The 25,676-nt window shown below is 69.8% G+C and carries 19 protein-coding genes; 11 read left to right on the forward strand and 8 right to left on the reverse strand.

Going from position 1 to position 25,676, the window contains the following annotated elements; translation table 11 throughout:
- The first annotated feature begins 51 nt into the window (after positions 1–51).
- Together ABZ552_RS01835 and ABZ552_RS01840 are read left to right on the forward strand one after the other, a co-directional pair.
- On the forward strand, positions 52–1,395 hold the full coding sequence (locus tag ABZ552_RS01835) for a wax ester/triacylglycerol synthase family O-acyltransferase (RefSeq protein ID WP_281876403.1): 1,344 nt from the start codon (positions 52–54) through the stop codon (positions 1,393–1,395).
- A 218-nt stretch (positions 1,396–1,613) separates the two neighbouring features.
- On the forward strand, positions 1,614–2,738 hold the full coding sequence (locus ABZ552_RS01840; RefSeq protein WP_357435211.1) for a nitronate monooxygenase family protein: 1,125 nt from the start codon (positions 1,614–1,616) through the stop codon (positions 2,736–2,738).
- A 382-nt stretch (positions 2,739–3,120) separates the two neighbouring features.
- On the opposite strand, the gene ABZ552_RS01845 is transcribed toward ABZ552_RS01840, so the two are convergent.
- On the reverse strand, positions 3,121–3,897 hold the full coding sequence (locus ABZ552_RS01845) for a GntR family transcriptional regulator (RefSeq protein ID WP_281876406.1): 777 nt from the start codon (positions 3,895–3,897) through the stop codon (positions 3,121–3,123).
- Positions 3,898–4,002: 105 nt separating this feature from the next.
- Here ABZ552_RS01845 and ABZ552_RS01850 point away from each other — a divergent pair, with 105 nt between their 5' ends.
- Positions 4,003–5,493, forward strand: a complete 1,491-nt coding sequence (locus ABZ552_RS01850; protein ID WP_357435213.1) for an AarF/ABC1/UbiB kinase family protein — start codon at positions 4,003–4,005, stop codon at positions 5,491–5,493.
- 132 nt (positions 5,494–5,625) lie between these two features.
- On the opposite strand, the gene ABZ552_RS01855 is transcribed toward ABZ552_RS01850, so the two are convergent.
- A complete protein-coding gene (locus tag ABZ552_RS01855) occupies positions 5,626–6,225 on the reverse strand; it encodes a GDSL-type esterase/lipase family protein (RefSeq protein ID WP_281919356.1) in 600 nt (199 codons plus the stop codon).
- 84 nt (positions 6,226–6,309) lie between these two features.
- On the opposite strand from ABZ552_RS01855, the gene ABZ552_RS01860 reads away from it, so the two are divergent.
- Complete coding sequence (locus tag ABZ552_RS01860) at positions 6,310–7,104, forward strand: 2OG-Fe(II) oxygenase (RefSeq protein ID WP_357435215.1); 795 nt, start codon at positions 6,310–6,312, stop codon at positions 7,102–7,104.
- The gene (locus ABZ552_RS01865; protein WP_357435217.1) at positions 7,091–7,861 is read left to right on the forward strand and encodes an SDR family oxidoreductase; all 771 of its coding nucleotides are present in this window, start codon (positions 7,091–7,093) and stop codon (positions 7,859–7,861) included. Before ABZ552_RS01860 ends, ABZ552_RS01865 begins: the two co-directional genes overlap by 14 nt.
- A gap of 9 nt (positions 7,862–7,870) precedes the next feature.
- On the opposite strand, the gene ABZ552_RS01870 is transcribed toward ABZ552_RS01865, so the two are convergent.
- Positions 7,871–8,737, reverse strand: coding sequence for an SDR family NAD(P)-dependent oxidoreductase (locus ABZ552_RS01870; RefSeq protein ID WP_281919353.1), 867 nt, complete (start codon positions 8,735–8,737; stop codon positions 7,871–7,873).
- A gap of 20 nt (positions 8,738–8,757) precedes the next feature.
- Positions 8,758–9,657, reverse strand: coding sequence for a polysaccharide deacetylase family protein (locus ABZ552_RS01875; RefSeq protein WP_281876414.1), 900 nt, complete (start codon positions 9,655–9,657; stop codon positions 8,758–8,760).
- A gap of 268 nt (positions 9,658–9,925) precedes the next feature.
- Between ABZ552_RS01875 and ABZ552_RS01880 the strand changes: the two genes are divergently transcribed.
- The gene (locus tag ABZ552_RS01880; protein WP_281876416.1) at positions 9,926–12,298 is read left to right on the forward strand and encodes a lysylphosphatidylglycerol synthase transmembrane domain-containing protein; all 2,373 of its coding nucleotides are present in this window, start codon (positions 9,926–9,928) and stop codon (positions 12,296–12,298) included.
- Here the strand turns inward: ABZ552_RS01880 and ABZ552_RS01885 are convergent.
- Positions 12,295–13,005 carry a class I SAM-dependent methyltransferase gene (locus ABZ552_RS01885; RefSeq protein ID WP_281876418.1) on the reverse strand — a complete coding sequence of 237 codons (711 nt, stop codon included), beginning with the start codon at positions 13,003–13,005 and terminating at the stop codon, positions 12,295–12,297. The two genes, ABZ552_RS01880 and ABZ552_RS01885, sit on opposite strands and share 4 nt — an antisense overlap.
- A gap of 98 nt (positions 13,006–13,103) precedes the next feature.
- Here ABZ552_RS01885 and ABZ552_RS01890 point away from each other — a divergent pair, with 98 nt between their 5' ends.
- Positions 13,104–13,679, forward strand: coding sequence for a helix-turn-helix domain-containing protein (locus ABZ552_RS01890; RefSeq protein WP_281876419.1), 576 nt, complete (start codon positions 13,104–13,106; stop codon positions 13,677–13,679).
- Between the two features lie 151 nt (positions 13,680–13,830).
- Here ABZ552_RS01890 and ABZ552_RS01895 read toward each other — a convergent pair whose 3' ends face one another.
- Both ABZ552_RS01895 and fadD5 read right to left on the reverse strand, forming a co-directional pair.
- Positions 13,831–14,433, reverse strand: a complete 603-nt coding sequence (locus ABZ552_RS01895; protein ID WP_281876420.1) for a cysteine hydrolase — start codon at positions 14,431–14,433, stop codon at positions 13,831–13,833.
- A gap of 67 nt (positions 14,434–14,500) precedes the next feature.
- Positions 14,501–16,072: a fatty-acid--CoA ligase FadD5 gene (gene fadD5, locus ABZ552_RS01900; RefSeq protein WP_281876421.1), complete on the reverse strand. Its 1,572-nt coding sequence runs from the start codon at positions 16,070–16,072 to the stop codon at positions 14,501–14,503.
- A 340-nt stretch (positions 16,073–16,412) separates the two neighbouring features.
- Between fadD5 and ABZ552_RS01905 the strand changes: the two genes are divergently transcribed.
- Entirely contained in the window at positions 16,413–17,390 is a 978-nt protein-coding gene (locus tag ABZ552_RS01905) for a nitronate monooxygenase family protein (RefSeq protein ID WP_281919348.1), read from the forward strand.
- Between the two features lie 6 nt (positions 17,391–17,396).
- On the opposite strand, the gene ABZ552_RS01910 is transcribed toward ABZ552_RS01905, so the two are convergent.
- Positions 17,397–18,368, reverse strand: a complete 972-nt coding sequence (locus ABZ552_RS01910) for an MBL fold metallo-hydrolase (protein WP_281876425.1) — start codon at positions 18,366–18,368, stop codon at positions 17,397–17,399.
- A 151-nt stretch (positions 18,369–18,519) separates the two neighbouring features.
- Between ABZ552_RS01910 and ABZ552_RS01915 the strand changes: the two genes are divergently transcribed.
- The 3 genes from ABZ552_RS01915 to ABZ552_RS01925 are packed head-to-tail and all read left to right on the forward strand — an operon-like array spanning position 18,520 to position 25,675.
- Positions 18,520–18,816 carry an acyl carrier protein gene (locus tag ABZ552_RS01915; RefSeq protein WP_281876427.1) on the forward strand — a complete coding sequence of 99 codons (297 nt, stop codon included), beginning with the start codon at positions 18,520–18,522 and terminating at the stop codon, positions 18,814–18,816.
- Complete coding sequence (locus tag ABZ552_RS01920; protein ID WP_357435221.1) at positions 18,813–23,843, forward strand: SDR family NAD(P)-dependent oxidoreductase; 5,031 nt, start codon at positions 18,813–18,815, stop codon at positions 23,841–23,843. The genes ABZ552_RS01915 and ABZ552_RS01920 overlap by 4 nt, the downstream gene beginning before the upstream one ends.
- A complete protein-coding gene (locus ABZ552_RS01925) occupies positions 23,840–25,675 on the forward strand; it encodes a fatty acyl-AMP ligase (RefSeq protein WP_357435223.1) in 1,836 nt (611 codons plus the stop codon). The genes ABZ552_RS01920 and ABZ552_RS01925 overlap by 4 nt, the downstream gene beginning before the upstream one ends.
- Position 25,676: the final 1 nt, after the last annotated feature.

The following is a 25,676-nucleotide window of genomic DNA, read 5'->3' on the forward strand; positions in this document are numbered from 1 at the left end:
GGTCGATCCGAAACTCGAACGTTCCACCATGTCGTCAGGGGGCGACTCATCATGGAATTCATTGCGCCGGTCGATGCCGTCTTCTTGCTCGCCGAATCCCGGGAACAGCCGATGCATGTCGGTTCGCTGCAACTGTTCGAGCCACCGGAGGGCGCGGGAGACGACTTCGCCGCGCAGGTGCACGACGAACTCCTCCGGAACACCGACATCGATCCGACCTTCCGCAAACATCCCGCGACGATATTCGGCACCCCGCAGATGGCGTGGACGCGGGCCGAGAACGTGGACCTGGACTATCACGTGCGGCGGCTGGCCGTACCCGGTCCTGGACGCATGGACCAGCTCGTCGAGCTGGCCTCCGGGCTGCACAGCAGCCTGCTGGACCGGCATCGGCCGCTGTGGGAGTTCCATCTGATCGAGGGTCTCGCGGACGGCAGGTTCGCGCTGTATTCGAAGATGCACCACGCGTTGATCGACGGCGTTTCCGCTCAACGCCTGCTGCGGCGCACACTGACCAGCGATCCGTCTTCCGGCGCCGCGCGGGTGCCGTGGCACCTGCCTCGGGGCAGGCGCAGGACGGCGTCCGGTGCGGGTGGTACCGCGCGCAGCCTGGTCTCGGCGGCGACGTCCGGCGCATCGATGCTGCGCGCGGCCCGCACCGCCTTGACGCGGCAGCAGCTGACCTTGCCGTTCGCGGCCCCGCGCACCATGTTCAACGTCCCGATCGGCGGCGCGCGCCGCGCGGTGGTCCGGTCCTGGCCGCTGGAGCGGTTGCAGCAAGTCAAGAAGGCCACCGGTTCGACGCTCAACGACGTGGTGCTCGCCATGTCGGCGGGCGCGCTGCGGCGGTATCTCCTCGAACGCTCGGCCCTGCCGGACAAGCCGTTGGTCGCGATGGTGCCGATGTCGCTGCGCGCCGAGGACGACGACGGGACCGACGGGGTGAAGGTCGGCGCGGTGCTGTGCAATCTCGGCACCGACCTCGCCGATCCGGTGGAGCGGCTGCGGGTGGTCGCGGCGTCGATGCGCGACGGCAAGGACGTCTACCGCACGCTGTCGTGCAACCAGACGATGGCGCTGTCGGCGCTGATGCTCAGCCCGCTGGCCCTCAATCTGGTGCCCGCGCTGATCCCGTACACCAACCCGACCTTCAACATCGTCATCTCGAATGTCCCCGGACCGCGTGAGCCCATGTATTGGAACGGAGCGCGTCTGGACGCGAGTTACCCGTTGTCGATCCCGTTCGACGGCCAGGCGGTGAACATCACGCTCACCTCCAACGCAGGCAATCTCGATTTCGGCGTGGTCGGCTGCCGCCGCAGTGTGCCGCAACTGCCCCACCTGCTCGACCACCTGGAGGAGTCGCTCGCCGAACTGGAGCGGGCCACCGCCTGACGCGGAAGCGCATTCCCCAGAAAACTAGAACGTGTTACTGTCGAGGCATGGTGCACCGGCCAGTCGAGGAAGCCGCGGCCGCTTCATGGCGATATCAGCGGCTCGCGGCGGACTCGACGCGCGGCGACCAGGCCGAGCCGGGCGCCTCTTATGCAACTCGTTCTAGTACATCTGCGACGCGCCGTTCGCGGCGGAGCAGTTAGGGAGACCAGCACGCCATGCGTACCGAAATCTGCGAACGGCTCGGGATCGAATTCCCCATCTTCGCCTTCACCCACTGCCGCGACGTGGCGGCCGCGGTCAGCAACGCGGGTGGACTCGGCGTGCTCGGCGCCGTGGGCTTCACCGCCGAGCAACTCGAGGTCGAGCTGGCCTGGCTGGACGAGCACGTGCAGGGCGTATACGGCGTCGACCTGGTGATTCCCTCCAAGTACGAAGGCAAGGGCATCGACGGCCTGAGCCCCGAGGAACTGGAAGCCAAGCTGGCCGAGCTGGTCCCGCAGGGGCACCGCGACTTCGCCGAGAAGATCCTCGCCGACCACGGCGTGCCCAAGCTGCCGGAGGACGAGCACCACAACCAGCTGCTCGGCTGGACCGCCACCACCGCAGGGCCGCAGGTGGAGGTGATTCTGCGGCATCCGAAGGCCAAGCTGGTGGCCAATGCCCTCGGCACCCCGCCCGAGGACGTGATCAAGCAGGTGCAGGACTCCGGCAGGCTGATCGGCGCGCTGTGCGGTTCGGTCAAGCACGCGCTCAACCACAAGCGGGCGGGTCTGGACTTCGTGGTCTGCCAGGGCACCGAGGGCGGCGGCCACTGCGGCGAGGTGTCCTCGATGGTGCTGTGGCCGCAGGTCATCGACGCCGTGGGCGACCTGCCGGTGCTGGCCGCCGGCGGCATCGGCAACGGCCGCCAGGTGGCCGCGGCGATGGCGATGGGCGCCGCGGGCGCGTGGACCGGCTCGGTGTGGCTGACCGTCGAGGAGGCCAATGTGCCGCCCGCCCAGATGCAGACCTACATCGACGCCACCAGCCACGACACCGTGCGGTCGCGCGCCTGGACCGGCAAGCCCGCCCGCATGCTGCGCAACGAATGGACCGAGGCGTGGGAGCGGGCCGACACCCCCGATCCGCTGCCGATGCCGCTGCAGATGATGGTCGCGCTGGACGGCGTGAAGCGTGGCCACCGCTATCCGGAGGCCGCCAAGGACGTCAACTTCAACCCGGTCGGCCAGATCGTCGGCATGATGAACCGCGTCGAGCGTTCCGCCGACGTGGTCAACCGGCTGATCCAAGAGTACGTAGAGGCGTGCGAGCGCCTCAACAAGCTCAACGGCGGAGTCTGAGTCCGGGCAACGACACGGGGAGGGCGATGCCGGGCGGTAGGGCCGCGCGGCATCCATCCGGTCGAGTCCGGGCCGATCGCACCGGCGTAGCCGCGGCTTCCCTTACACCGGTGCGACCCGCCGGACCGATTCCGCCGCACCGAAGGAATCGGCCACGGCGCTGATGTTCTGTCGCGGAGTCGATCTCGCCGGTCGGCGTCGTTCCCGGTGGTCCGAACACCCTTGCCGAGTCGGAACCGATTCGTCCCATTCGCATCCAGATCGTCTGGGACAGAGTGGCCTAGGGAACTTCGCGGCACGGCCGCTTTCCCCGCGATGAGCGGACTCGGTTCGCGAGGTGCCCGAAAAACGTCTGAGACGGACTGTGCGGTGTACGAAACGGCTAGGCGGTGGCCGCTCGGTTCTCGTCGGCGCTCTCCTCGACGCCCGCCACCAATTCCTCGAAGCGCGCGATGACCTTCTCGTGGTACATGCCGAACAGATCCTCGAACAGCGCCAGCTGAGCCTCACTCGGCCCGGAGCCGGAATCCCACACCGCGGCCAGCGCCCGCCACACCAGGACATGGAGATCCGGCGCACCGGCGAAGTACGCCTCGACCGCCTCCGGCACCTCGAGCACCATCTCGCCGATCGAGTTCAAGATCGCGCGCTGCATGGGGAGCCCGAGCGCGGTCAGCAGCCTGCGCACCAGCGCCACCTCGAGCGCCAAGAGCCGAGACAAGTCCGGATCATGCTCACGGGCTATCGATTCGAGCTCATCGATCGTAGATTTCATTTCCGCGGAATCGATCCGCTGTGCGCAACCGGTGTAGGCGAGCAGCGTCTCGAGTACGAGATTGCGCTCGACGTCGACGATATCGCGGAACATCTCTATCGCGATGTCGGGCATGGGAATCGAGAAGCGGAACAGCTGACGGTACACGTCCACCCCGCCGGCCTCCCGGACGTCGCGGATCGTGAATCCCTTGCCGCGCCGGGCTTCGACGAAGCCGTACGACTCCAGCCGACCCAGGGTCAGCTGCGCGGTCGCGCGGTTCATATCGAATTCCTCGGCGACCTGACGCACCGACGGCATGAGATCCCCCGGCTGATATTCCCCCGCGGCAACCCGGCGCGCCAGCTCGTCGGCAACGTCGGCGACCACCGTCTGGGATCCCATCGAAGTCACCTTTCGACTGGTTTCGTACACGTCCCAGACAGTCTAAGCCCTACTGATCGGTACTGCACATGTGTCACACTTGTGCGCGCGACTGTGAGGTGAGTCATGACCATCCGGCCCATCGGAGAGCGCCCCGAGGAGGGGACCGCGGGCAAACGATCCCGGCTTTTCGCTTCCAGGTCCCATGGCAAACCGCCTGTTCACGGCGCTGTTCGTGGTGCGAAGCTGGCCGCGCTGCCGGTGGCGTTCGCCGGGCGGCAGGCCGCGGGGCTCGGTAAGCGGGCACTCGGCAGATCGGCCGAAGAAGTCAATCGCGACATCCAGCTGCGCACCGCGCAGCACATCTTCGAGGTGCTCGGCGAGCTCAAAGGTTGCGCCGCGAAATTAGGGCAGCTTCTGGCCATCTACGAGCTGGCGCTGCCGCGGGACGTGGCCGAGCCGTACCGGATCGCGCTCGCCAGGCTCCAGGACGCCGCGCCCGCGATGCTGCCGCACGCGGTGCATGCCGCCATGGCCGAAAGCGTCGGCGCGCAATGGCGTTCGAGCTTCCGCGAATTCGACGACCGGCGCGCCGCGGCGGCCTCGCTCGGGCAGGTGCACCGCGCGGTCTGGCACGACGGCAGGACGGTCGCGGTCAAGGTGATGTACCCCGGCGGTAGGCAGGCGGTGGCTCGCGATCTGGACCACTTGCGCCGGATCTCCTATCTCGCAACGGTATTCCTGCCCGGCGCGGACGTGAATGCGCTGACCGAAGCGATCTGCGCGTCGGTCACCGGTGAACTCGACTATGCGGCGGAGGCGAATTACCAGAGGGCGTTCGCCGCGGCCTATGCCGACGATCCGGACTTCCACGTGCCGAATGTCGTTGCGCAGCAGGGCGACGTGTTGATCAGCGAATGGATCGACGGCACGCCGGTCCCGCGCATCGTCGCCTCCGGCACGCAGGCCGAGCGCGACCGCGTAGGCATGCTCATGGTCCGCTTCGTGACTCGCGGCTGGGGCCGGCACGGACTGCTGTACGCCGATCCGCATCCCGGCAACTTCCGGCTGCTACCCGACGGACGGCTCGGCGTCATGGATTTCGGCGCGTGCTGCGCGTGGCCGCCCGCGGGTTTCGGCGATCTGACGCTCGACTGCTGCAAGGCGATCTTCCGGGGCGGGCCGGGTGATCTGGCCGCGGCCACGCGCAGACACGGCTTCGTCGCGAACGGACGGGCCATCGACAGCGAGGCGCTCTACGCGGCGATCACCCCGTGTGGTGAGCCGTTGCGGCACGCGACCTATCGCTTGACCACACGCTGGTTACGTCGACAAGTATTGCGCACCACGAATCCTCGGCTGACCAACGTGGTGCGCCAGATGACCATGCCCGCCTACTTCACGCCGTTCGCCCGCTCGTTCCTCACGCTGGTGGGCGTGCTCGGGCAGCTGGAGACCGAAGGGCCTTACCGCGACGAGATCATTCATTGGGTACCGGAATTGAGCGAGGCGTTCAGTCCCGATGTTGCGCCGGAAGCGGTTTCGGCGACGGCAGACCTGGACACCGTTCGGAGACGGCGCGGCGGGACGCGCAAGCGGGGCCTGCCGATCGGATGAGCACCAGTACGTTGCAGCACAAGCGGATTAGGTGACCCGCCTAGCCGCGAACAGCTATTGCCGATTATTCTGCCATTTCCGTCTGAGACAGTACGCGGAATCCTCGGTACCCTGTGTTCGGAAAACGACATTTCACCCCGCCAACCACGCCCGCCACCGCGGAGCGATGAGCGCGGCGATCTCCGCGTAACCCGCGGCGCCGGGATGGGCCCCGTCGCCCGCCCGAACCTCGGCGCCCCACACGGCGTTGTCGCGCAACGGCTGATGCACGCGCACGTACGGCACCCCGGACGCGGCGCAGACCCGCGCGAACCGCTCGTCCAGTGCCGCGGTGCGGGCATTGTGCTCCTCGTCCGCGATCGGCGGCGGGGCGACCATCAGCACCGGCCAACCCCGCGCCGCGGCCTGGGCCAGCAGTGCGCTCAGATTCGCGACCGACTCGTCCGGGGTCACTCTCGGACCGCCGTTCTCGTGCAGGGTGTCGTTCACGCCGAACGACAGAACGACCCTGGCGTCCACGCCCTCCGGCAGGCGGGGTGCGCATTCGGCCCCGAAGCGCCGGACGACGTCCGTCGAGGTCTGTCTGCGCACCCCGAGGTTGTAGGCGGTCAGCGGGACGCCCTCCGCGTGCGCCGCGGACGCGAGCCTGCCCGCCCAGCCCAGGCAACCCGGGTCGCCGACACCGGCGACGAACGAGTCTCCGACGAAACACACACGCAGATCACGGCTCACCGGATGATCCTCGCAGCGCGGAGACCGGCCCGCCTGCGCCGGGTGCGGGCAATATGATCACGGAGGTTCGACCGGGAGGGACTAATGGTGACAACCGAGCCGGAACTCACGACACCGCCGGTTCCGCGGTGGTTCGCGCAGTTGTTCGCCCATCGGCGCTGGGTCCGGCGCAGCAGGCCGTTTCCGCACGTGTACGCCCGCGACGTCTTCGTCCCCGAGTTCTACCAGCGCCTGGCCGACCAACTGGAACGCGTTCGCCGAGAACGCCCCGACCGGTTCGTCACCGTCGCCGACGGCTACAGCGCCGATGGAATCCGATTCGCCGACCTGCGCGACGGTCCGCTCGCGGTGTTCGCCACGCGCGAGTGGCACGACTTGGTCGCCCGGCTCGGCGGCGTCGAAGCGACCGGCGACGTCGAGGGGTCGGTGCACCATCACGGGCCGGGCAGCCCGTTCGGCTGGCCGCACAACGACCTCAACCCGGCCTGGTTCCTCGGGCCTCCGCCCGGTCCAGGGGAAGTGCGGCTGCCCGACGGCACCGTCCACACCAAGACCGGAGCGCGCGCGCCGGGCGTCGTCGCGCGTGAGACCGTCCGCGCCGTCGCGGTGCTGTTCTATCTGGGCAATCCGGGATGGGAGCCCGGCGACGGCGGCGAGACCGCGCTGTACGACCACGTCGCCGACGGAACCGCGCTGCCGTCGGTGGCTCTCGTCCCGCCGCTGGACAATTCGCTCCTGCTGTTCGAGGTCACACCGCGCAGCTGGCACACATTCGCGGGCAACAACGCCAAAGACCGCAACAGCGTGGTGATGTGGGTGCATCGCACCAAAGCGGACGCCGAACGACGCTGGGGAGGAGACCGGATTGTCCAGTGGTGACCGCCGCGTCTGCCTGCTCACCGGCGCCGGCGGCACGCTCGGCGACGCCTTCTGCCAGGCCTACTATCGCGACTACGACATCGTCGCCGTATGCCGCACGCGCACGCCGGCCGTGCCCTCGCAGCTGGAGTGCTACGTCGATCCGCTGGCGCCGGACGCGGCGGTGCCGGAGAACGACTCCCGGGTGTTCGTGGTCCGATCCGATCTCACCCAGCCGGGCGAGGTGGAACGCGTGGTGGACCTCGCGCTGGCCCGGTTCGGCCGGGTCGACCTGCTGGTGAACAACGCGGCGCACGTCCGGCTGCACCCGCGCGGCATCGTCGACGGCGACGCGGCGCTGGACGACTTCGATGCCCATTTCACGCTGAACGTGGCGGTACCGCTGCGTCTTTCGGCACGGCTGGCACAGCGGTCCTGGCTGCACGCCGGCTCCGAGAATCGCGCGCGCAACCGCAACGTCGTCAATGTCTCGAGCATCTCCGGCTCGGAGGTCTATCCGGGACAGACTCTGTACTCCGCGTCGAAGGCCGCGCTCGATCAGCTGACCCGCAATCTCGCGGCCGAATTCACCGAGTTCGGTGTGCGCGTGAACGCCATCGCGCCCACCACGTTTCCCGTGCTGGTCCCCACCGAGCACGTCGCGCGGGCGATCGTCGAGTTGGACGCGAGCGAGGTGTCCGGCGGAGTGTACGGGGTCGGCGTCGAACCGAACCGGACGGACGGCAACTCCCTCCGGCTCGCCGACGCCCAACCCTGAACCACCGGACTATCCGGTCGCGAGCCCGGTGGCGCGCTCGGAGAGCGTCCAGAGCCGACGCGCGAGTTCGGCGTCGACCGCCTGCTTGTTGCGCGGTCGCTCCAGCTTCAGCCGGTGGAAGTACTGCCCGTTGATCGCCGCGCCGTCGGCGGTGGTAGCCAGGTGGATCAGCGGCTCGGCGCCTTTGTCCGGTTGGATGAAGAACAGGCGACCCAGCGGCGACCGGATGACCCGGCCGAGACCGAACGGAGCGTTGTCGTAGACGTGGGTGGCGACCGCGCCGGGATGGAAGGCCGCAGTGGTGATCCCGGTGCCCTCGGTGCGGCGCGCCAGTTCCCGGGTGAACAGGATGTTCGCCAGCTTCGACGCGCCGTACGCGCCGAGCTGGTTGAACGAACCCGTCGCCGCGTTGGCCGTGTCCAGGTCCAGTTTCGCCATCCGGTAGGTCGTGCTCGCGGTGTTCACCACCCGGGCCCGGGCGTGGGTCAAGCGCTCCAGCAGCAAGTTCGTCAGCAGGAACGGCGACAGGTGATTGACCTGGAAGGTGAGCTCGTTGCCGTCGGCGGTGACGGTCCGCTCGCGCCACGCGCCGCCCGCGTTGTTGGCCAGCACGTCGATCGTGGGATACCGGTCGAGCAGTTGGTCGGCCAGCTTGCGCACGTCGTCGAAGCGGGCGAAGTCGGCGACGAACGGCTCCGCGCCTGCCTTCGCCGCCACCTCGGCGGTCCGCTCGGGTGACCGGCCGACCACCGCGACGGTGGCGCCGCGCGCGGCGAGCCGCTGCGCCGCGGCGGCGCCGATGCCCGAGCTCGCGCCGGTCACCACCACCGTCTTTCCGGTGAGGTCCTTGTCCTGTCCCTGGTCCTGCGCTGCCATCGCCGCCTCCCGAGCATCGGTTATCCGACCCGATCGTCTTCGGCTCGCCCGGATTCGGCAAGCCCTGACGCACCGGAGTAGTGCTCGGCGATCTCGTCGCTGGTGGTCAGCCACACTCCCGGATGGGTGGCCACGTACTCGAGCGCCTGATCGAGGTACTTGATCCGGAACGCCTGCCCGATCACGAACGGGTGCAGGGCCAGCGCCATGACGCGCCCGCTGCCGGCCGATTCGGCGTAGAGCTGGTCGAGCTGATCGCGGACGATCCGCACGAAGTCCGGTCCGCTGGTGGCTTTGCCCAGGAAAAGCGTGTTGTCGTTGAGCTCCACCGAGTAGGGGACACTGAGCAGGCCGGGAACCGACAGCGGATAGGGCTGGTCGTCGTTGGTCCAGTCGAGTACGTAGCCGAGGCCGAGCTCGGCCAGCAGCGAGGGGGTTCGGAACGACTCGGTCAGAGCGGGCCCCATCCAGCCGCGCGGCTTGCGGCCGGTGGCTCGTTCGATCGTCGCGACCACGTCGGCGAGGTACGCGCGCTCCGCATCCGCCGGAAGGTCCGCCTGGAAGATCGAGTTGTTCTTCCCGTGCGCGAGCCACGCCCAATTCCGTCGCACACCCGCCGTCACGATCTGCGGATAGTGTTCGACGACATCCGAATTGAGCAGTGCGCTGGCGCGGATACCGTGCCGGTCGAGCACATCGATCACCCGCCAGATGCCCACCCGCGGTCCGTAGTCGCGCCAGCCGTAGTTCAACGGGTCGGGCGCGAGCCCGGACGTGCCGGGAAAGATGCTCGTGGACGGCCGGTCCACCTGATAGTGCTCGATATTGAGCCCGACGTAGAACGCGACCCGGGCGTCACCGGGCCAGCGCAGCGGCGGGCGGTCGACGATCGGGCTGTACTCGAAGAGTTCGTTGTCCATGCCCTCATGCTGGAACTTGACACTAATGTGAGGATCAACGCCGAGAATGGTGATATAGGACACAACAGACAGCCGATGCCCGGCACCACCGCCGAATCCCCGAGCGTGCCGAACGGTATCGTGCAGCGAACGAAACAACCGATCTCGTACGCACATGGGTAACTCAACGGGTACGCCCAAAAGAGGAGTGGCGCTCAACGCAAGACCTGAAGGCGGGTCTCGCGCCTCCCAACCAGTACGGCCTGAGTACCCGGAGAGGCGGGCGCGCATGCGAGTGGACGGGCGAGAGATCCCGGTCACGGGCAGCATGCTACAGCCGCTGATCCGCCGCACGAGCGACATCGTCCGGGTCGTCCTCGCGGCCCTCTGGGTGGCGGTCGTCATCGCGGCCTCCCTGATCACCCGCCCGGAATGGCTGGCGCTGGAACAGTCGGTCTCCGAGATCGTCGGCTTCCTCAATCCGGACCAGTCGAACCTGGTGTACCTGGTCTACGGCATGGCGATCCTCGCGCTGCCCTTCGCGATCCTGATCGAGCTGATCATCGGCAGGCAATGGAAGCTGCTCGCCGGTTACGCCGCGGCCGGGGCCGTCGCCGCGCTGCTGTTGTCCATCACCGGCACCGGACTGTCCGCGCCGAAATGGCATATGCAAGTGCCGGACCGGTTGGACACCTTCCTGTCCCAGTTCCTCGACGACCCGCGCTGGATCGCGATGATCGCCGCGATGCTCACCGTCGCCAGCCCGTGGCTGCCCGTCCGGCCGCGGCGCTGGCTGTGGTTCCTGCTGCTCGCGTTCGCGCCGATCCACCTCGCGGTCAGCACCGTGGTGCCCGCCCGGGCGATGTTCGGGCTGGCGGTCGGCTGGCTGGTCGGGGCGGTGATCGTGCTCGTGGTCGGCACGCCCGCGCTCGAGGTCCCGCTCGACGCGGCCGTCCGGCTGCTCGCCCGACGCGGGCACACGGTCACCGGATTCACCGTGGTGCATCCGGCGGGCCGCGGGCCGCTGGTGCTCGCCGCGGCCGTCGAGGGGCCGGAACGCGAGCTCGTCGTCGAGATGTTCGGCAAGAATCAGCGCAGTTTCGGCGCCCTGCGGCAGCTGTGGCGGTGGCTGACGTTCCGCTCCAGTGAGACGGCGGCCATCCACGGTTCCATGCATCGCGCGGTCGAGCACCGGGCGCTCATGGCGATCGCCGTCGCCGATCTCGGACTCGGCAGCTGCACGCCGGTCGCGGTCGCCGCGCTGTCGCGCGGCTGGATGTTGTACGCGCGCACCCAGCCCTGCGGGACGGCCCTCACCGAACAATCCGCCGAAGTGCTGCCCGGCGTGTGGCGGGCGCTCGACACCTTGCAGCGGAAACAGATCTCGCACGGCGACCTACGGCCGGTCGACATCCGCGTCGCCGACGGCGTCACGTTGTTCGGCGGCTTCGGCAACGCCGAGTACGGAGCGTCGGACGCGCAACTGCAATCCGACATCGCCCAATTGCTGGTGACGACCACCGCGACGTTCGGCAAGGAGCCCACGGTGCGGGCGGCGATCGAAACGCTGGGGGAGGCTCGGGTGCTCGCTGCCGCGAGCAGGTTGACCAAGTCCGCCATACCGACCGGGATCCGCAAAGCGGTTCCGGAATGGAAGGCCGCGCTCTCCGACGCCCGCGAGGAGGTACGCAGACAGACCGGCCAGGACCGGATCGAGGCCGAGCAGATCACCCGGTTCTCCCGCAACCAGATCATCCAGCTGGTGCTGCTGATCGGCCTGGTGTACGTCGCCTACCCGTTCATCAGCGCCGTGCCGACCTTTTTCACCCAGCTGCGCACGGCCAACTGGTGGTGGGCGCTGGCCGGGCTGCTGGTCTCGGCGCTGACCTACGTCGGCGCGGCGGCGGCGCTGTGGGCCTGCGCGTCCGGTGCGGTGAGCTTCCGCAACCTGGTGATCATGCAGGTCGCCAACACTTTCGCCGCGACGACCACGCCCGCACGGGTCGGTGGACTCGCGCTCAGCGTGCGATTCCTGCAGAAGGGCGGCGTCGGCGCGGTGCGCGCCACGGCGGCGGTGGCGCTGCAACAGGCGGTGCAGGTGATCACCCATCTCAGCCTGCTGCTCGCGTTCAGCATCTTGGCCGGCACCTCGACCGATCTGTCCCACTTCGTCCCGGACGCCACGGTGCTGTACCTGCTCGCCGGTGTCGGCGTCGGCATCGTCGGCACGTTCATGTTCGTGCCGAAACTGCGCCGCTGGCTGAACAACGCGGTCCGCCCGCAACTGCAGGAGGTCCTCGGCGAGCTCGCCGACCTCGCCCGCGACCCCAAGCGTTCGGCGGTGATCGTCCTCGGCTGCGCGGCGATCACCCTCGGCCTCGCCGGCGCGCTCTGGGCCAGCGTCGAGGCGTTCGGTGGCGGCACCACCTTCATCACCGTCACCATCGTCACCATGATCGGCGGCACCCTGGCCTCGGCCGCGCCGACCCCGGGTGGCGTCGGCGCGGTCGAGGCCGCGCTGATCGGCGGCCTGGCCGCCTTCGGGCTGCCCGCGAACATCGCGGTGCCCTCGGTGCTGCTCTACCGCGTGCTCACCTGCTGGCTTCCGGTGTTCTGCGGTTGGGCGACCATGCGCTGGCTGGCGAAGAAGGACCTGATCTAGGTTCGGTCCGGCACGGCTCGCGGCTTGGTGGCCGACAGGACGCCGGTCGCGGGACGCACGACGACGAACTCGACGTCCTCGAAACCGGTGGCCTCCAGCATGTCTCGATACCGGCGAATGTCGATGCCCGCCATGGGATCACCGTGGTCGTCGCCGTGGCCGGTGTCGTGGGTGCGGTGGGCCGCGAACCGGGCCATCACGCGCACGGCGGTGGAGCGGAGCGGGTCGGTCGGATAGGTGTCGGCGAGCAGCAACCGGCCGCCGGGCCGCAGTACCCGAAACATCTGCGCGACGGCATCGGCACGGTGCGCCGCGGGGATGTGGTGCATGGCGAAGGTGCAGGTCACCAGATCGGCCGATACGTCGGGCAGCGGAAGCGACTGCGCGGTACCGCGTTCGAATCGGCAATTCGCCAGGTCGCGGCAACGCGCGGTCGCGTAGTCGACCATCTGCGGCGCCGGGTCGACACCGATGACCCGGCCGGCTCGGCGCGCCAGCACCCGAGCGAGGTCGCCCGGGCCGCAACCGACGTCGACGACATCGGCGTCGGGCGCCGGACGAGCCAGTCCGGCGAGGCGGGCGTTCAGACGGTCTCCTCCGCCGAGCAGGAAAGCGGCTTTGAACGCGCGGTAACGGCGCGGCTGGGTGAGCAGGACTCCGACGTCGTCGTGCGAAGTGATGGCAGACTGTGGTTCGTTTCGGGACATGAGTTCAGGATCTGCCGCCGTCGCGCTGCCGACCAGGGGCAATGCCCCGGGATCCGTCCGGAACCGGACGCATAGGAAACATCTGTCCGGGAGGCACCGTGCCGGAAGAACAAGACACCGCGGATCGCCGGGTGCGCCGCACCAGAGCCATGCTGCACCGGGCGCTGATCGAGCTGATGATCGAGCGCTCGTACGACCGGATCACCGTCCGCGACATCCTGGATCGCGCGGACGTCGGGCGGTCGACGTTCTACGCGCACTACCGCGACAAGGACGATCTCCTGCTGCGCAGCAGCACCGACTACCTACGCGCCGCCATGGCCGCGGCCGAGCCGGACGCCGACGCTCCCGAGCTGCTCGCCCCCGTGCGCACGCTATTCGGCCTGGCCGCAACTCATCCGGAGATCTACCGTGCGCTGCTCGGCCGCAAGAGCGGCACCGTGCTGCTGCGCACCACGCGGGTAATGGTCGCGCAGATCCTCGCCGAGCGGCTGGGCGAGCGGCTGGCGATGCCGGAGGACGAGTTCGCGACCACCGTGACGTTCCTGTCCTGGGGTGTGGTCGGCCTGCTCGGCGCCATCGCCGAACCGCATCCACCGCTCTCGGCCGAGGAGGCGTACCACCGGTTGGTGCGCCTGGTCGGCCCCGGCTTGGCCGATCGGGCGCGAGACTGAGCCGCGCTCTCCGGTGTCCTGTCTGCGGGTTTCCATCGCTTTCGCGCAGACGCTTCTTGCTTCGCCACCGGCCGACCCGCTCGAGTGGAGCTCGTCTGTTCTGCCAAGGAGTTGGGCGCGGCGGCAGGCCGGTTGTCAGCCCGCGCGTCGCTCAGCGGCCGAGGAGCTCCAGCGCGTCCGCGGCGCGGACGCTGCCCGCGGTGACGAGTTCGAGGTTGGCCAACGCGGCTTCGTGCGCCTCCGGGCCCGCGGCGGCCACGCAGTCGGCCACCACGTGCACGGTGAAGCCGAGATCGGTGCCGTGCCGGGCGGTCTGCTCGACGGTGAGATTGGTCGCGACGCCGGTGAGCAGGAGCGTCTCGATACCCTGATCCGCCAACCACTCCGGCAATTTGCTGCCCGCCAAGCCGGACAGTTTCTGATTGTCGAACACTTCCGTCGGCTGCGCCGCCATCTCCGGAATGATCGCGGCGCCGGGCGAATCCGGCCGGAACTCGGTTTGCGCCGCGCCGACCGAGCGCATGAATCCGGTGTTGCGCACCAGCTCACCCTCGCCGACCGGAATGGTGAACCTGGTGAAGATCACCGGCACCCCTGCCGCCGACGCCGCCGCGTGGAAGTCCGTCGCCCGCGACACCACACCGGATGCCGCCACGGGCGCGGCCAGCATGGGTCCGAAAAACCCTTCCGGCCGAATGACATTCACCTGCCAGTGCAGCGCCAGCACGGCGGCGCGGATGCGTCGGATCGCCATGTGACGACCTTACGCATCCGCGCCCGCGCCCAGTGTCCGATTCACGTGAAACGAACGCGTCGGCCGATCAGGACGAGTAGTCCTTGCGCAACTGGACTTTCACCACCTTGCCGCTCGCGTTGCGGGGCAGCTCGGGGAGCAGCACCAGGTCCTTGGGGTGCTTGTAGCGCGCCAGGTTCTCGTTGAGGAACGGCTCCAGCTCGGCGAGGGTCAGCTCGTCGTCCGGGTTGTGCAGCGCGACCACCGCGACCGGCACCTCGCCCCACTTCTCGTGCGCCCGGCCGACCACAGCCGCCTCGCGAATCTTCGGGTGCGCGAACAGCACGTTCTCCACCTCGGCGCAGTAGATGTTCTCACCGCCGGAGATGATCATGTCCTTCTTGCGGTCGACCACGTAGACGAAACCCTCTTCGTCCTGTCGGACCAGGTCACCGGAGTGGAACCAGCCGCCCGCGAACGCCTCGGCGGTGGCCTCGGGCTTGTTCCAGTAGCCCTGCATGAGCGTCGGGCCACGGTATACGATCTCGCCCACCTCGCCGGGCGCGACGTCGTTCATCTCGTCGTCGACGATGCGGGCCTGAATCGTGGGGATCACCTTGCCGACCGAGCCGAGCTTGCGGATGGCGTCCTTGCCCTCCAGCACGCAGGTGATCGGCGACATCTCCGTCTGACCGAATACCGCGACGTTGAACGCGTTCGGGAAGCATTCGGCCATCGCGCGCAGCACGGTGTCCGAGGCGGGCGCCGCGCCCCAGCTGAGCACTTCCAGCGCGAGTTTGCGGTCTTTCACCGTCGGATGATCGCAGACCAGCTGCCACTGCGCGGGCACACAGAAGGCGGAGGTGGCCTGCTCGCGCTCCAGCGCGTCCAAGAACTCACCGGCGTCGAAGGCGCCGAGCGGATGCAGCACCGTCTTCGAGCCGAGCAGGAAAGCCGGTGCGAGACTGCCGAGGCCGGCGATGTGGAACAGCGGCGAGGTGCACAGCCCGATCGAATCCGGTTCCAGCGCCAGCGCCCGGATGCAGGTCAGCGCCTGGGCGTTCATGTTGGCGTAGGTCAGCACCGCGCCCTTCGGGCTTCCGGTGGTGCCGGAGGTGTACATGATGAGGCTGGGGGTGTCCTCGGGGATGTCCAAGGGGGTATGCGGCTCACCCGGTTCGGCGAGCAGGTCGTCGAAGCCGATCGCGCCGTCGGCGGACGCGCCGCCGATCACCACGAGGGTCTCCAGCGCGGGCGCCTGTGCCTGTACGGCGGCGGCCAGCGGCTGCAAGACGGTGTCGGTGACGACCGCTTTGGCTCCGCTGTCGCTGACGATGTAGGCGACCTCCGGCGGGGTGAGGCGGAAGTTGACCGGGACCGCGATCGCGCCCAGCGCGTTGATGCCGAACACGGCTTCCAGGTATTCCGGGTAGTTCAGCGCCAGGATCAGCACCCGGTCGCCGAATCCGACGCCTCGGCGCGCCAATCCGTCGGCGAACTTCAGCGACCGCTCGTGCAGCTGCCGCCAGGTGGTGTCCACGCCGCGGAATCGCACGGCGACCGCGTCCGGGCGCATCTGCGCGTGCACGGCGATCTGGTTGTTCCAGTGGTTGCGCCGCGACCTGATCGGCTCGTCGAGCGCTGCTGCCCCGGTGGTCATTGCCACGAACTCCTCTCGGACCGCCATCGGCCCGCCGGGTGGTCCGACGGCGGCGACGGGCTGAATCGGGTGCAGAATAGCAACTAACTTAAACGCCCGGCAAGGGATTGCGGAATGAATCCAGGTTAATCAGCCTGACTACGCACCCCGCCCGGCGATACGCCTTCTAGCAGGCCATTTGGTCTCTTCAGTCCGCTCACGGTGCGGAAACCATACCGACGAAGATCATCGAATATGCGAACCTCGGCTCACTTATGAGTTGAAGGCGGGGTGATTATCGTGTCACCATCGACCCCAACGGGCGAACCGGCACGCCCGCGCGAGACATAGGAGAAGCGCAATGCTGCGGACCAGGTTCACCGAGAGGTTCGGGGTGGAACATCCGATCGTGCAGGGCGGCATGATGTGGGTCGGGCGGGCCGAGCTCGTCGCGGCCGTCGCCAACGCGGGCGGGCTCGGCTTCATCACGGCCCTGACCCAGCCGACCCCGGACGACCTGCGCCGCGAGATCGCGCGCACCAGGGAGCTGACCGACAAGCCGTTCGGCGTGAACGTCACCATCCTGCCCTCGATCAATCCGCCGCCCTACGCGGAATACGTGCAGGCGATCATCGACAGCGGCGTCAAGATCGTCGAGACGGCGGGCAGCAACCCGGAGCCGTTCCTGCCCTACTACAAGGACGCCGGCATCAAGGTGCTGCACAAGTGCACCAGCGTGCGGCACGCGCTGAAAGCCGAGCGGATCGGCGTGGACGGGGTCAGCATCGACGGCTTCGAGTGCGCGGGCCATCCCGGTGAGGACGACGTGCCCGGCCTCGTGCTCATCCCGGCCGCCGCCCGCGAACTGAGCATCCCGATGATCGCCTCCGGCGGCATCGCCGACGCGCGGGGCCTGGTCGCCGCGCTCGCCCTCGGGGCGGACGGCGTCAACATGGGCACCCGGTTCCTGTGCACCCAGGAGTCCGCGATCGATCAGAAGGTCAAGGAGAAGATCGTCGCGAACTCCGAGCGCGACACCCAGCTCATCTTCCGCACCATGCGCAATACCGCGCGGGTGGCCGACAACGAGATCAGCCGCAAGGTCGTCGAGATCGAGAAGGCCGGCGGCACCTTCGACGACGTGCGGGATCTGGTCGCGGGAGCGCGCGGCCGCCGCGTGTTCGAGGAAGGCGACCTGGACGCGGGCATCTGGTCGGTCGGCCTGTGCCAGGGTCTGATCCACGACATCCCGACCTGCGCCGAGCTGATCGGCCGGATGGTCACCGAGGCCGAGGAGCTGATCACGGCCCGGCTCGCCGACACCGTGGTGGTCGGCTGACCGGAATCACTTGGCCGCGCGGGCGGTGACGGCGGCGTAGTCGTGGCTCGCGATGAGTTCGATGCCGTCGGGCAGCGCGTGCAGACGGTGGATCGTGGCAAAGGCGGCGTCGCGGTCGGCGTCGAACAACTTGCCCGGCATCGGCGCTTTCTCCCGCAGGAGGTCGACCTGCAACTTGCTCCAGACGGCATCGCCCGCGAACAGCACACGGCTGCCGTCGTCCACCGCGAGCAGCACGCCGATGCTGCCCGGCGTGTGGCCCGCGAGATCGACCAGCAGCACCGACCCGTCGCCGAACAGGTCCTTGCTGCGCGGGAAGGTCAGCACCGGCGGTCCGTCCAGTTCGAAGCGGTCGAAGTCGCGCCCTCGCAGCGGGCCACGCGCCACGCCGGCCGGAGCGTGCGGACCGCCGAGCGCCCAGTCGTATTCCGCGGCGGGCAGGCGGATCTCGACCGAGGCGGGCAACTCCAGCAGGCCGGACACATGGTCCCAGTGCAGGTGGGTCGGCACCACGAAATCGATGTCCTCGCCCGCGACATCGTGCGCGGCGAGCGCGTCGGACAGGCCGAGCACCGGCTTGTCCGGCGCGACGAGCAGCGGAACGGGGAACGGCAGTTCGGGCAGCACGCGATCGTGCACGCCCGCGCACAGGGCGGGATCGATCAGGAAGCGCGCCTTCGGATGCTCGACCAGGAACGCCGCCATCGACAGCCGCATCTCCCGCAGGCTGCGCACACCCTCGGCCACGATGGTGGTCGGCGCGGACATGGTGGCCTGGGTCAGCACGGTCAGCCGGACGGTCGCGCTCGCGGCCGGCGGCGGCAGCACCTCGAGATTCGCCAGGAGCTCCTTGTCGGGGCGGCGCGGCCGCAACAAGCGGCCCGGCGTGGCCGCCAAGGCGGCGCAGCAGCGCAGCAGGACGGGCAGAGTGGGCGTGCGCTCGGCACGGGTGGCGGCACCGCTGTCCGGTTCGGTCACGGTGCCACGGTATGCGATCACCGCCGTTCGCGAAAGAGCCGGGCTGGCAGCGGATATGCGACCTTGCTCCGGGCGATTTCTCCGGCATAATCGCGGGGGTACCGTTCTCGAGTGAGTGACAGCAGCCGGGGAGACGGGGAGGGAGAACGCGATGCGGCCCAGTCTTCCGGACGGGCACCGCGGTGCACCGGAGAACGATGGTTCGCTGGGTCGTAGCCGGCGCGCCGTGCTCACCTGCGCCGCCGTCCTTGCTGTCGCCGACCTATTGGGCGTCGACGCCGCCGCGGTGTCGACCAGCTCGCCCTTCACCGATCTCGGCCTCGGTTCCACACAGCTCGCGAGGCTGACCGCCCATCTCGAAGACGCCATGGGAGTCGAGGTTCCGCTGACCGCGATCTACGACCATCCGGACATCGAACAGCTTGTCGAGTACCTCGCGATGCGATGAGCGGCGCGCCCACGGATTCCGCCGGCTCGCATCCTCCCGTCGCCATCATCGGCATCGGCTGCCGACTGCCCGGGGCGGCGAGCGCCGCCGAGTTCTGGCGGCTGCTGGTCGAGGGCTGCGACGCCACGTCCCCCCCGCCCGCCGGGCGGCTGGGTTCCCGGCGCGGCGGGTACCTCGACGACGTCGAGTCCTTCGACAACGACTGGTTCGCCATCTCCGACCGCGAGGCGGCGGTCATGGACCCGCAGCAGCGGCTCGCGCTGGAAGTCGCGGTCGAGGCGCTGGACGACGCCGGGATCGGCTATCGCGCCAGGAGTTCCGGCGCCGCCGTCGTCTTCGGCGCGTCGGGGTACGACCACGGCATCGCGGTGCTCGGCCGCGCCGGCCACGACGCCCCCTACGCGGTGACCGGCTCCGCGCTCAGCATCATCGCCAACCGGTTGTCGTACGTGCTCGATCTGCACGGGCCGAGCCTGGTGCTCGACAGCGCCTGCTCGTCCTCGCTCGCCGCGGTGGACCTCGCGGTCCGGCTGCTGGCCGACGGCACGGTGCCGTTCGCCATCGTGGGCGGCGTCAATCTGGTGCTTTTGGAGCACACCTCGAACTACCTTGCCGGGGGCGGTTTCCTGTCACCGGGCGGACGGTCGGCGCCGTTCGACGCCACCGCCGACGGTTACGCCCGGGGCGACGGCTGCGCCGTCGTGGTGCTGCAACGCAGCGCGGACGCGGTGCGCGAGGGCAACCGGGTGTACGCGGAGATCGTCGGCACCGCGGTCGGGTCGGACGGGCGCTCGAACGGCCTGTACGCCCCGAACGGCCGCGCGCAGCAGGAGACGCTGCGCGCCGCGTGGTCGCGGGCCGGGCGCGCGCCGAGCAGCGCCGGGTACATCGAATGCCACGGCACCGGAACGCCGCTGGGGGACGCGGTGGAAGTCGGCGCGCTCGCGGCCGCGCTCGGCGACGGCGCGAGCGACCCGATCTGGATCGGTTCGGTGAAGTCGAACATCGGACATCTGGAAGCCGCCGCCGGCGTCGTCGGGATGGTGAAGACCGCGCTGTCCATCCACCACGGGGTGATCGCCCCGACCATCCACCTGGACACCGAGCACCCTCTGCTGCACTTGGCCGAACGGGGGCTGCGTGTGCCGACCGAGCCGGTGGATTGGAGCCGGGTGGCCGCGCCGGAGCGCGTGGCGGGGGTCAGCTCGTTCGGATTCGGCGGCACGATCGCGCACATCGTGCTGCGCGGCACCCCGCCGACCCGGCCGGATCATGGTGACCATTTCCCGATGCTGCTGCCGTTCACCGCACGCGACGACGAGGAACTGCGCGAACGCGCACTCCGGTTGGCCGACGAATTGGACAAGGCGCGGCCACCGTTGCCCGAGTTCGTGTCTGCCGCGGCGCGCTCGATCTCCGAGCCGACCCGGGCCGCGATCGTCGCGCACGATCACGCGGACGCGGTGCACCGGCTGCGCGCGTTCGGCCGCGGCGATACCGATGCGGCGCTCGGTCCGGTGACGAACCGACGCCGCGGCGGGCTGTTGTTCCTGTTCTCCGGACAAGGTGGTCAGCATCCGAAGATGGGCCGCGCGTTGGCGGCGCGGTATCCGGCCTTCGCCGCCGCGCTCGCCGAGGCGACCGACGCGATCGTGACTGCGGGCGGGCCGCGGGTGTGGACGCCACGCCACGGCTTCACCTCGGCCGGCGAGACGCAACCCACCGATCTGGTGCAGCCCGCCTTGTTCGCGTTCCAGATCGCGCTGGCGAAGTTGCTGGAGACGTGGGGGATTCGTCCCGACGCCGTGGCCGGGCACAGCTCGGGCGAGATCGCCGCGGCGGCGGGGAGCGGCGCGCTGTCCCTCGCGGATGCCGCGCGCGTGGTGGTGCTGCGCAGCGCGACCCTGGCGCATCTGGACGGGCACGGCGCGATGGCGGTGCTGGAGGCGGACCCGGACGAAGCCGCCAGACTCGTGGAACCGATGCGGGCGGAGGTGGCCATCGCCGCGATCAACGGCCCGCGATCGGTGGTCGTTTCCGGGACGCCGCGCTATGTCGACGCGCTGGTGCGGCGGGCCACGCGCCGCAGCATGTTCGCGCGCAGGCTCGCGGTCGACTTCGCCGCGCACAGCCCGCAGGTCGCTACCGTGCTCGCGCCGTTCGTCGGGGCGTTGACCGAGATCGCACCGCTCGTCCCGCGCCTGCCGGTGTATTCGACGGCGCGGCGGGGCGTGAAACTCACCACCGCGGTCATGGACCGCGACTACTGGGCCGAGAACGCCACAGGCACGGTGGAACTGGCGGCCGCGCTGGAGCGCGCGGCCGAAGACGGATTCTCGACCGTGCTCGAGATCGGCCCGCATCCGGTGCTGCTCCCGGCGGTGCGGGAGTACCCCGACTTTCGCGACGGCGCGCATTCCGTTGCCGTGCGCGAGGACGAGGCGAGCGCCTACCTCGCCGGCGTGGCCCGCCTGTACCTGGAGGGGCGTCCGATCGACTGGTCGGCGGTCGGCCCCTTCACCACGCCCGCGCCGCGGCGGTGGCGCAAGCGGAAGTTCCCGCTGCTGGTGGCCGGGCCCGCGAGCGCGCATGTCCCCGAAACCGCCTTCGAGGCCGAGGATCTCGCCGATCACGTGGTCCAGGGCGACAACATCGTCCCCGCCGTCTTCTGGCTGCGGAGGCTGCTGCACCTCGCCCGGGACACCGCGGGGACGGCCGCCGTGGCCGACTTCGCCGTGCACGAGCGGACCGATTCGAGCGTTCTGCCCGCGGTCGTCTATCGCGGACCGGGGCCGGAGGAAAGCGTACGGGCGGAGGTCACGGGCACCGGGACGCTGGCTTCGGCCCGGCCCGCCGGTGACCCCACACCCGCGGATATCGTCGCATGGATGCGGGTGGTCGACGCAAATCGGGCCGCCCGGCATCAGATGCGAGTGGTCACCACCGGCGCGTTCTACCAGGAATTGCGCCGCAGGCGGCTGGAGTACGGGCCCCGGTTCCGCACGCTGCGCGGCATCGCCGCGGGCACCGGACGTGCGCTGGGATTGTTCGACGCCGCCGAATTGCATCGCACCGCAACGCTGGACGGCTGTCTCCAAGTGCTCGCCGCGGCGGTGTTCGATGAACTGCCCACGACGTCGATTCCGCTGCCGATCGGCATCGATGCGGCCTGGTTGTCGCACGAGCCGAATCGCCACGTGCTCGAGGTACACGCCCTGATCCGGGAGCGCAGCGACACCGGGCTGGTCGGCGACGTCGTCGCGACCGACCAGCACGGCGTGCCCTGTCTCGCCTTCTCCGGCGTGCACGTCCGTTACGCCGACGCGGCGGACGAGGAGAGCCCCGGCGGGCTTCGCGTGGCCCGTGCCCCGCAGACCGCGCCCTTCCGCCACGAGGTCTGGGAACCGCACGACCCCGGCTCGCTCGGAATCGGCGGCCCGGCCGGAACCCTCGTGCGGCGCGCGGTGGTGGTGGGCGCGTCGGATCTCGCGGTCCGGCTCGCCCGCGCGCTGGACGCCGAGTTGCCGACCGAACGGATCGCGCGTGAACCGGACGACGCGAGCCCGCTCGTCACCGCGGTCCTGACCGGGCGCGGCGGCGGCCACGGCGTAGTGGCCGTGTGGCCCGCGGACTCCGGCGCGCGCGACGACAGCGCCGCCGCGACGACTGGTCGCGTTCTCGAATTGCTGCAAGTGATCTCGGACCACGACGCCACCGCCTCCATGACGGTCGTGCTGCCGGTCTCCCGAGCCGACGAGCCCGGCGCGGTGCCCCCGGTCGTCCCCGCGGCCATCGCCGGGCTGGTGCGCTCCCTCCAGCTCGAGACGGACCGGCCGGTGCGGCTGATCTGGACCGACCCGGATCTCAGGAACCTGCCGCTGCTCGCCCGCCTGGCGACGACTGCCGACAGCGCGATTCCCGGCGAGCTGCGCTTGTCGGCGGGCGAGGTCGCCGTGCGGCGCTTCACGCCCGCGCGAGCGCGCGCGCTGCCGGTGGCAGGCATCGACCCGAGCGGAACCTACGTCGTCACCGGCGGGTTGGGCGCGCTCGGCTCGGTCGCCGTGCGCTGGTTGCTCGAGGCGGGCGCGCGCGACGTGGTGGTGCTGACCCGGGCGCCGCGCCCGGTACCCGCACTGCTCGACGGCTTGGAGGACCGCATCGTCGTGGTGCGCTGCGACGCCGCCGACCGGGTCGACCTGGCCAACGCGCTCAGCGATATCCGAGCCTCCGACTCGGTGATCCGCGGCGTCGTGCACGCGGCGGGAGTACTGGAGGACGCCCTGTTCGACGCGGTCACCGCGGGCCAGCTGGCCAGGATGTTCCTGCCCAAGTCCACCGCGGCGGGCCATCTCATCGAACTCACCGCCACCGACACCACCGACTTCGTCTTGCTGTTCTCCTCGGCCACCGGTGCGCTCGGAGCGCCGGGGCAGGCCGCCTACGCCGCCGCCAACGCGGCCATGGACGCCCTCGCACTGCGTGATCCGGGCAGACGAGTCCTGAGCGTCGGCTGGGGCCTGTGGGATGCCGGTCTCGCCGCGGCGGCGGGCGGAGCGGGTCATCTGCGGCGAGCGGGCGTCGGCGCGTTCGACGTGCGGCACGGAAGCGCCGTGCTGTCCCAGGCCCTGCGGTATGACGGCCCCTATCTGCTGGCGCTGGAACATACGCCGACGACCGACGGCTCCCCGGTCGCGGTGCGGTTGGCGAATCTGCTCGCGCCGACGCTCGATTCGCGTCCCGACCCCACCCGGACGGCAGCGACACCCGAGCCCGCCGAACCGTTGTCCACGACCATCCGCCGTGTCCTGGCGAGCACGCTGGATCTGCCCGCCGAACGCATCGACCCGGCGGCCGACTTCAACACCCTCGGGCTCAGCTCGCTGCTCGCGATCGAGATGCGACGGAACCTGGAAGCGCGGCTGCGCGTCCGTATCGCCACCGCGGAGTTGTTCAAGCACCCCACCATCACCGCCCTCGGCGCGGCCCTGCTGGATCGGGTCGCGGCGAACCTCGGAGACGAGTCGTGACCCGCGCCGAGCACCCGGCGGGCAATGGCCTCGCGACTTCGGTGGCCGCGTGGGCCGCCACGCGGCCGGACGAGCCCGCCTGCACCGAGCTGCGCTTCCGTGTCCGGGAACGCGAGCCCGTCACGCTCACCTACGCCGGTTTGCACGCCGCCGCGGGCGCGCTGGCGGCACGGTTGCGGCAGGAGAGCGCGCCCGGTGACCGGGTCGGCATCCTGTGCGCCCACGGAATCGATTACGCGGTGGCATTTCTCGCCTGCCTGTACAGCAATCGAGTCGCGGTGCCGCTGTTCCCCGCCGCGGGCACCCGCAACCGCGACCGTCTGCAAGCCGTGCTGGCCGACGCCCGGCCCACGCTCGGCCTGATCTCGGCGCACGACGAGATCACCGCGCCGGTCCTCGGGCCCGCACTGGGCCGGGTACTCACCGTGGCGTCGGCTTCCTTCGTCCCTGAACAGGATTCAGCTGAAATGATCAGCGCGTATCCGGGGGCCGCGACGACGGGAACGGCGCAGTACGCGGGATCCCTGAAGACGCGCTTCGGCACGCAAGCGGGCGCGTCGGACGCTGCCGCACCGGTCATAGATCCGGTATCCGACGAGCTGGCCTACTTGCAGTACACCTCCGGTTCGACCAAGTCTCCCGCGGGCGTCCGGGTCACCCACGAGAACCTCGCCACGGCGTTGACGCAGCTCGGGCACGCCGTGTCGGGCGCGGCCGACCGGCCGATTCTCACCTGGCTGCCGTTCTTCCACGACATGGGTTTGATCCTCGGCCTCGCGCTGCCGCTGTTCCTGGGCGTGCACGGCATCACGCTGGCGCCGGCGGAGTTCGTGAAGCGCCCCGCCCGGTGGCTGCGTGCGATCGCCGACTACCGCGCCGGCACCACGGGATGCCCAAATTTCGGACTGAAACTCGCGGTGACCGGCACCACCCCAGCCGAGCGAGCCGGGCTGGATCTGTCCGGACTCGACATCGTGCTCAACGGCTCCGAGCCGGTGCGCGCCGACGTGCTCGAGGCGTTCACCGAGACCTTCGGCCCGTACGGTTTCCGCCATCACGCGCACACCCCCGGCTTCGGCTTGGCCGAGGCCACCCTCACGGTCACCGTCTGCGATCAGCACGCGGCCCCGGTGTGGCACCGATTCGACCGGGCGGCGCTGGCCGAGGGGCGCGCGGTCGCCCTACCCGAGACCGTGGAGGCCGGGGACGGTGTGCCGCTGGTCGGGTGCGGCGCACCCGTCGGGCAGGAGCTGCGCATCATCGATCCGATGGCGGGGACAGTGCTGCCCGCGGGACGCGTCGGCGAGATCTGGGTGGCCGGAGACAATATCTGCGACGGCTATTTCGGCAGGCCGGACGCCACCGCGGAGATCTTCGGCGCCGCGGTGCCGGGAAGCGGCGCCCGCTGGCTGCGCACCGGGGATCTCGGGTTCCAGCACGAAGGGCAGCTCTATATCGCGGGCCGCCGCAAGGACGTCATCGTGGTCGACGGACGCAATCACTATCCCGCCGACATCGAGGCGACGGTGCAGGCATGTGCTCCGGAGGTCAGATCGGGCCATGTGACGGCGTTCGGGCACGACGACGGGCTCCGGGAGGATTTGGTCGTGGTCGCGGAACTGGTCACGGCCCGCGGACGCGAGCCCATCGAACTCTTCGCCCTGGCTCGGCGCATCCGCACCGCGGTCGCGTCCGCGCACGAGGTGATGCCGGGAGCGGTGCTGCTCGTGGAGGCGGGACGGATTCCCAAGACCAGCAGCGGGAAATTGCGCCGCGGCGAGTGCCGGGCACGGTACCTCGCGGGGACCCTGAGCCCGGTGGCCATGATCTGAC

Source organism: Nocardia sp. NPDC019219 (genome assembly GCF_040632645.1).
In the GTDB taxonomy this organism is placed as follows: domain Bacteria; phylum Actinomycetota; class Actinomycetes; order Mycobacteriales; family Mycobacteriaceae; genus Nocardia; species Nocardia sputorum.

Excerpts from the sequence above, each read along its gene's own strand:
- ABZ552_RS01835 (WP_281876403.1), top strand. The coding sequence starts at position 52 with ATGGAATTCATTGCGCCGGTCGATGCCGTCTTCTTGCTCGCCGAATCC.
- ABZ552_RS01840 (WP_357435211.1), top strand. The coding sequence starts at position 1,614 with ATGCGTACCGAAATCTGCGAACGGCTCGGGATCGAATTCCCCATCTTC.
- ABZ552_RS01845 (WP_281876406.1), bottom strand. The coding sequence starts at position 3,897 with ATGGGATCCCAGACGGTGGTCGCCGACGTTGCCGACGAGCTGGCGCGC.
- ABZ552_RS01850 (WP_357435213.1), top strand. The coding sequence starts at position 4,003 with ATGACCATCCGGCCCATCGGAGAGCGCCCCGAGGAGGGGACCGCGGGC.
- ABZ552_RS01860 (WP_357435215.1), top strand. The coding sequence starts at position 6,310 with ATGGTGACAACCGAGCCGGAACTCACGACACCGCCGGTTCCGCGGTGG.
- ABZ552_RS01870 (WP_281919353.1), bottom strand. The coding sequence starts at position 8,737 with ATGGCAGCGCAGGACCAGGGACAGGACAAGGACCTCACCGGAAAGACG.
- ABZ552_RS01875 (WP_281876414.1), bottom strand. The coding sequence starts at position 9,657 with ATGGACAACGAACTCTTCGAGTACAGCCCGATCGTCGACCGCCCGCCG.
- ABZ552_RS01880 (WP_281876416.1), top strand. The coding sequence starts at position 9,926 with ATGCGAGTGGACGGGCGAGAGATCCCGGTCACGGGCAGCATGCTACAG.
- ABZ552_RS01885 (WP_281876418.1), bottom strand. The coding sequence starts at position 13,005 with ATGTCCCGAAACGAACCACAGTCTGCCATCACTTCGCACGACGACGTC.
- ABZ552_RS01895 (WP_281876420.1), bottom strand. The coding sequence starts at position 14,433 with ATGGCGATCCGACGCATCCGCGCCGCCGTGCTGGCGCTGCACTGGCAG.
- fadD5 (WP_281876421.1), bottom strand. The coding sequence starts at position 16,072 with ATGACCACCGGGGCAGCAGCGCTCGACGAGCCGATCAGGTCGCGGCGC.
- ABZ552_RS01905 (WP_281919348.1), top strand. The coding sequence starts at position 16,413 with ATGCTGCGGACCAGGTTCACCGAGAGGTTCGGGGTGGAACATCCGATC.
- ABZ552_RS01915 (WP_281876427.1), top strand. The coding sequence starts at position 18,520 with ATGCGGCCCAGTCTTCCGGACGGGCACCGCGGTGCACCGGAGAACGAT.
- ABZ552_RS01920 (WP_357435221.1), top strand. The coding sequence starts at position 18,813 with ATGAGCGGCGCGCCCACGGATTCCGCCGGCTCGCATCCTCCCGTCGCC.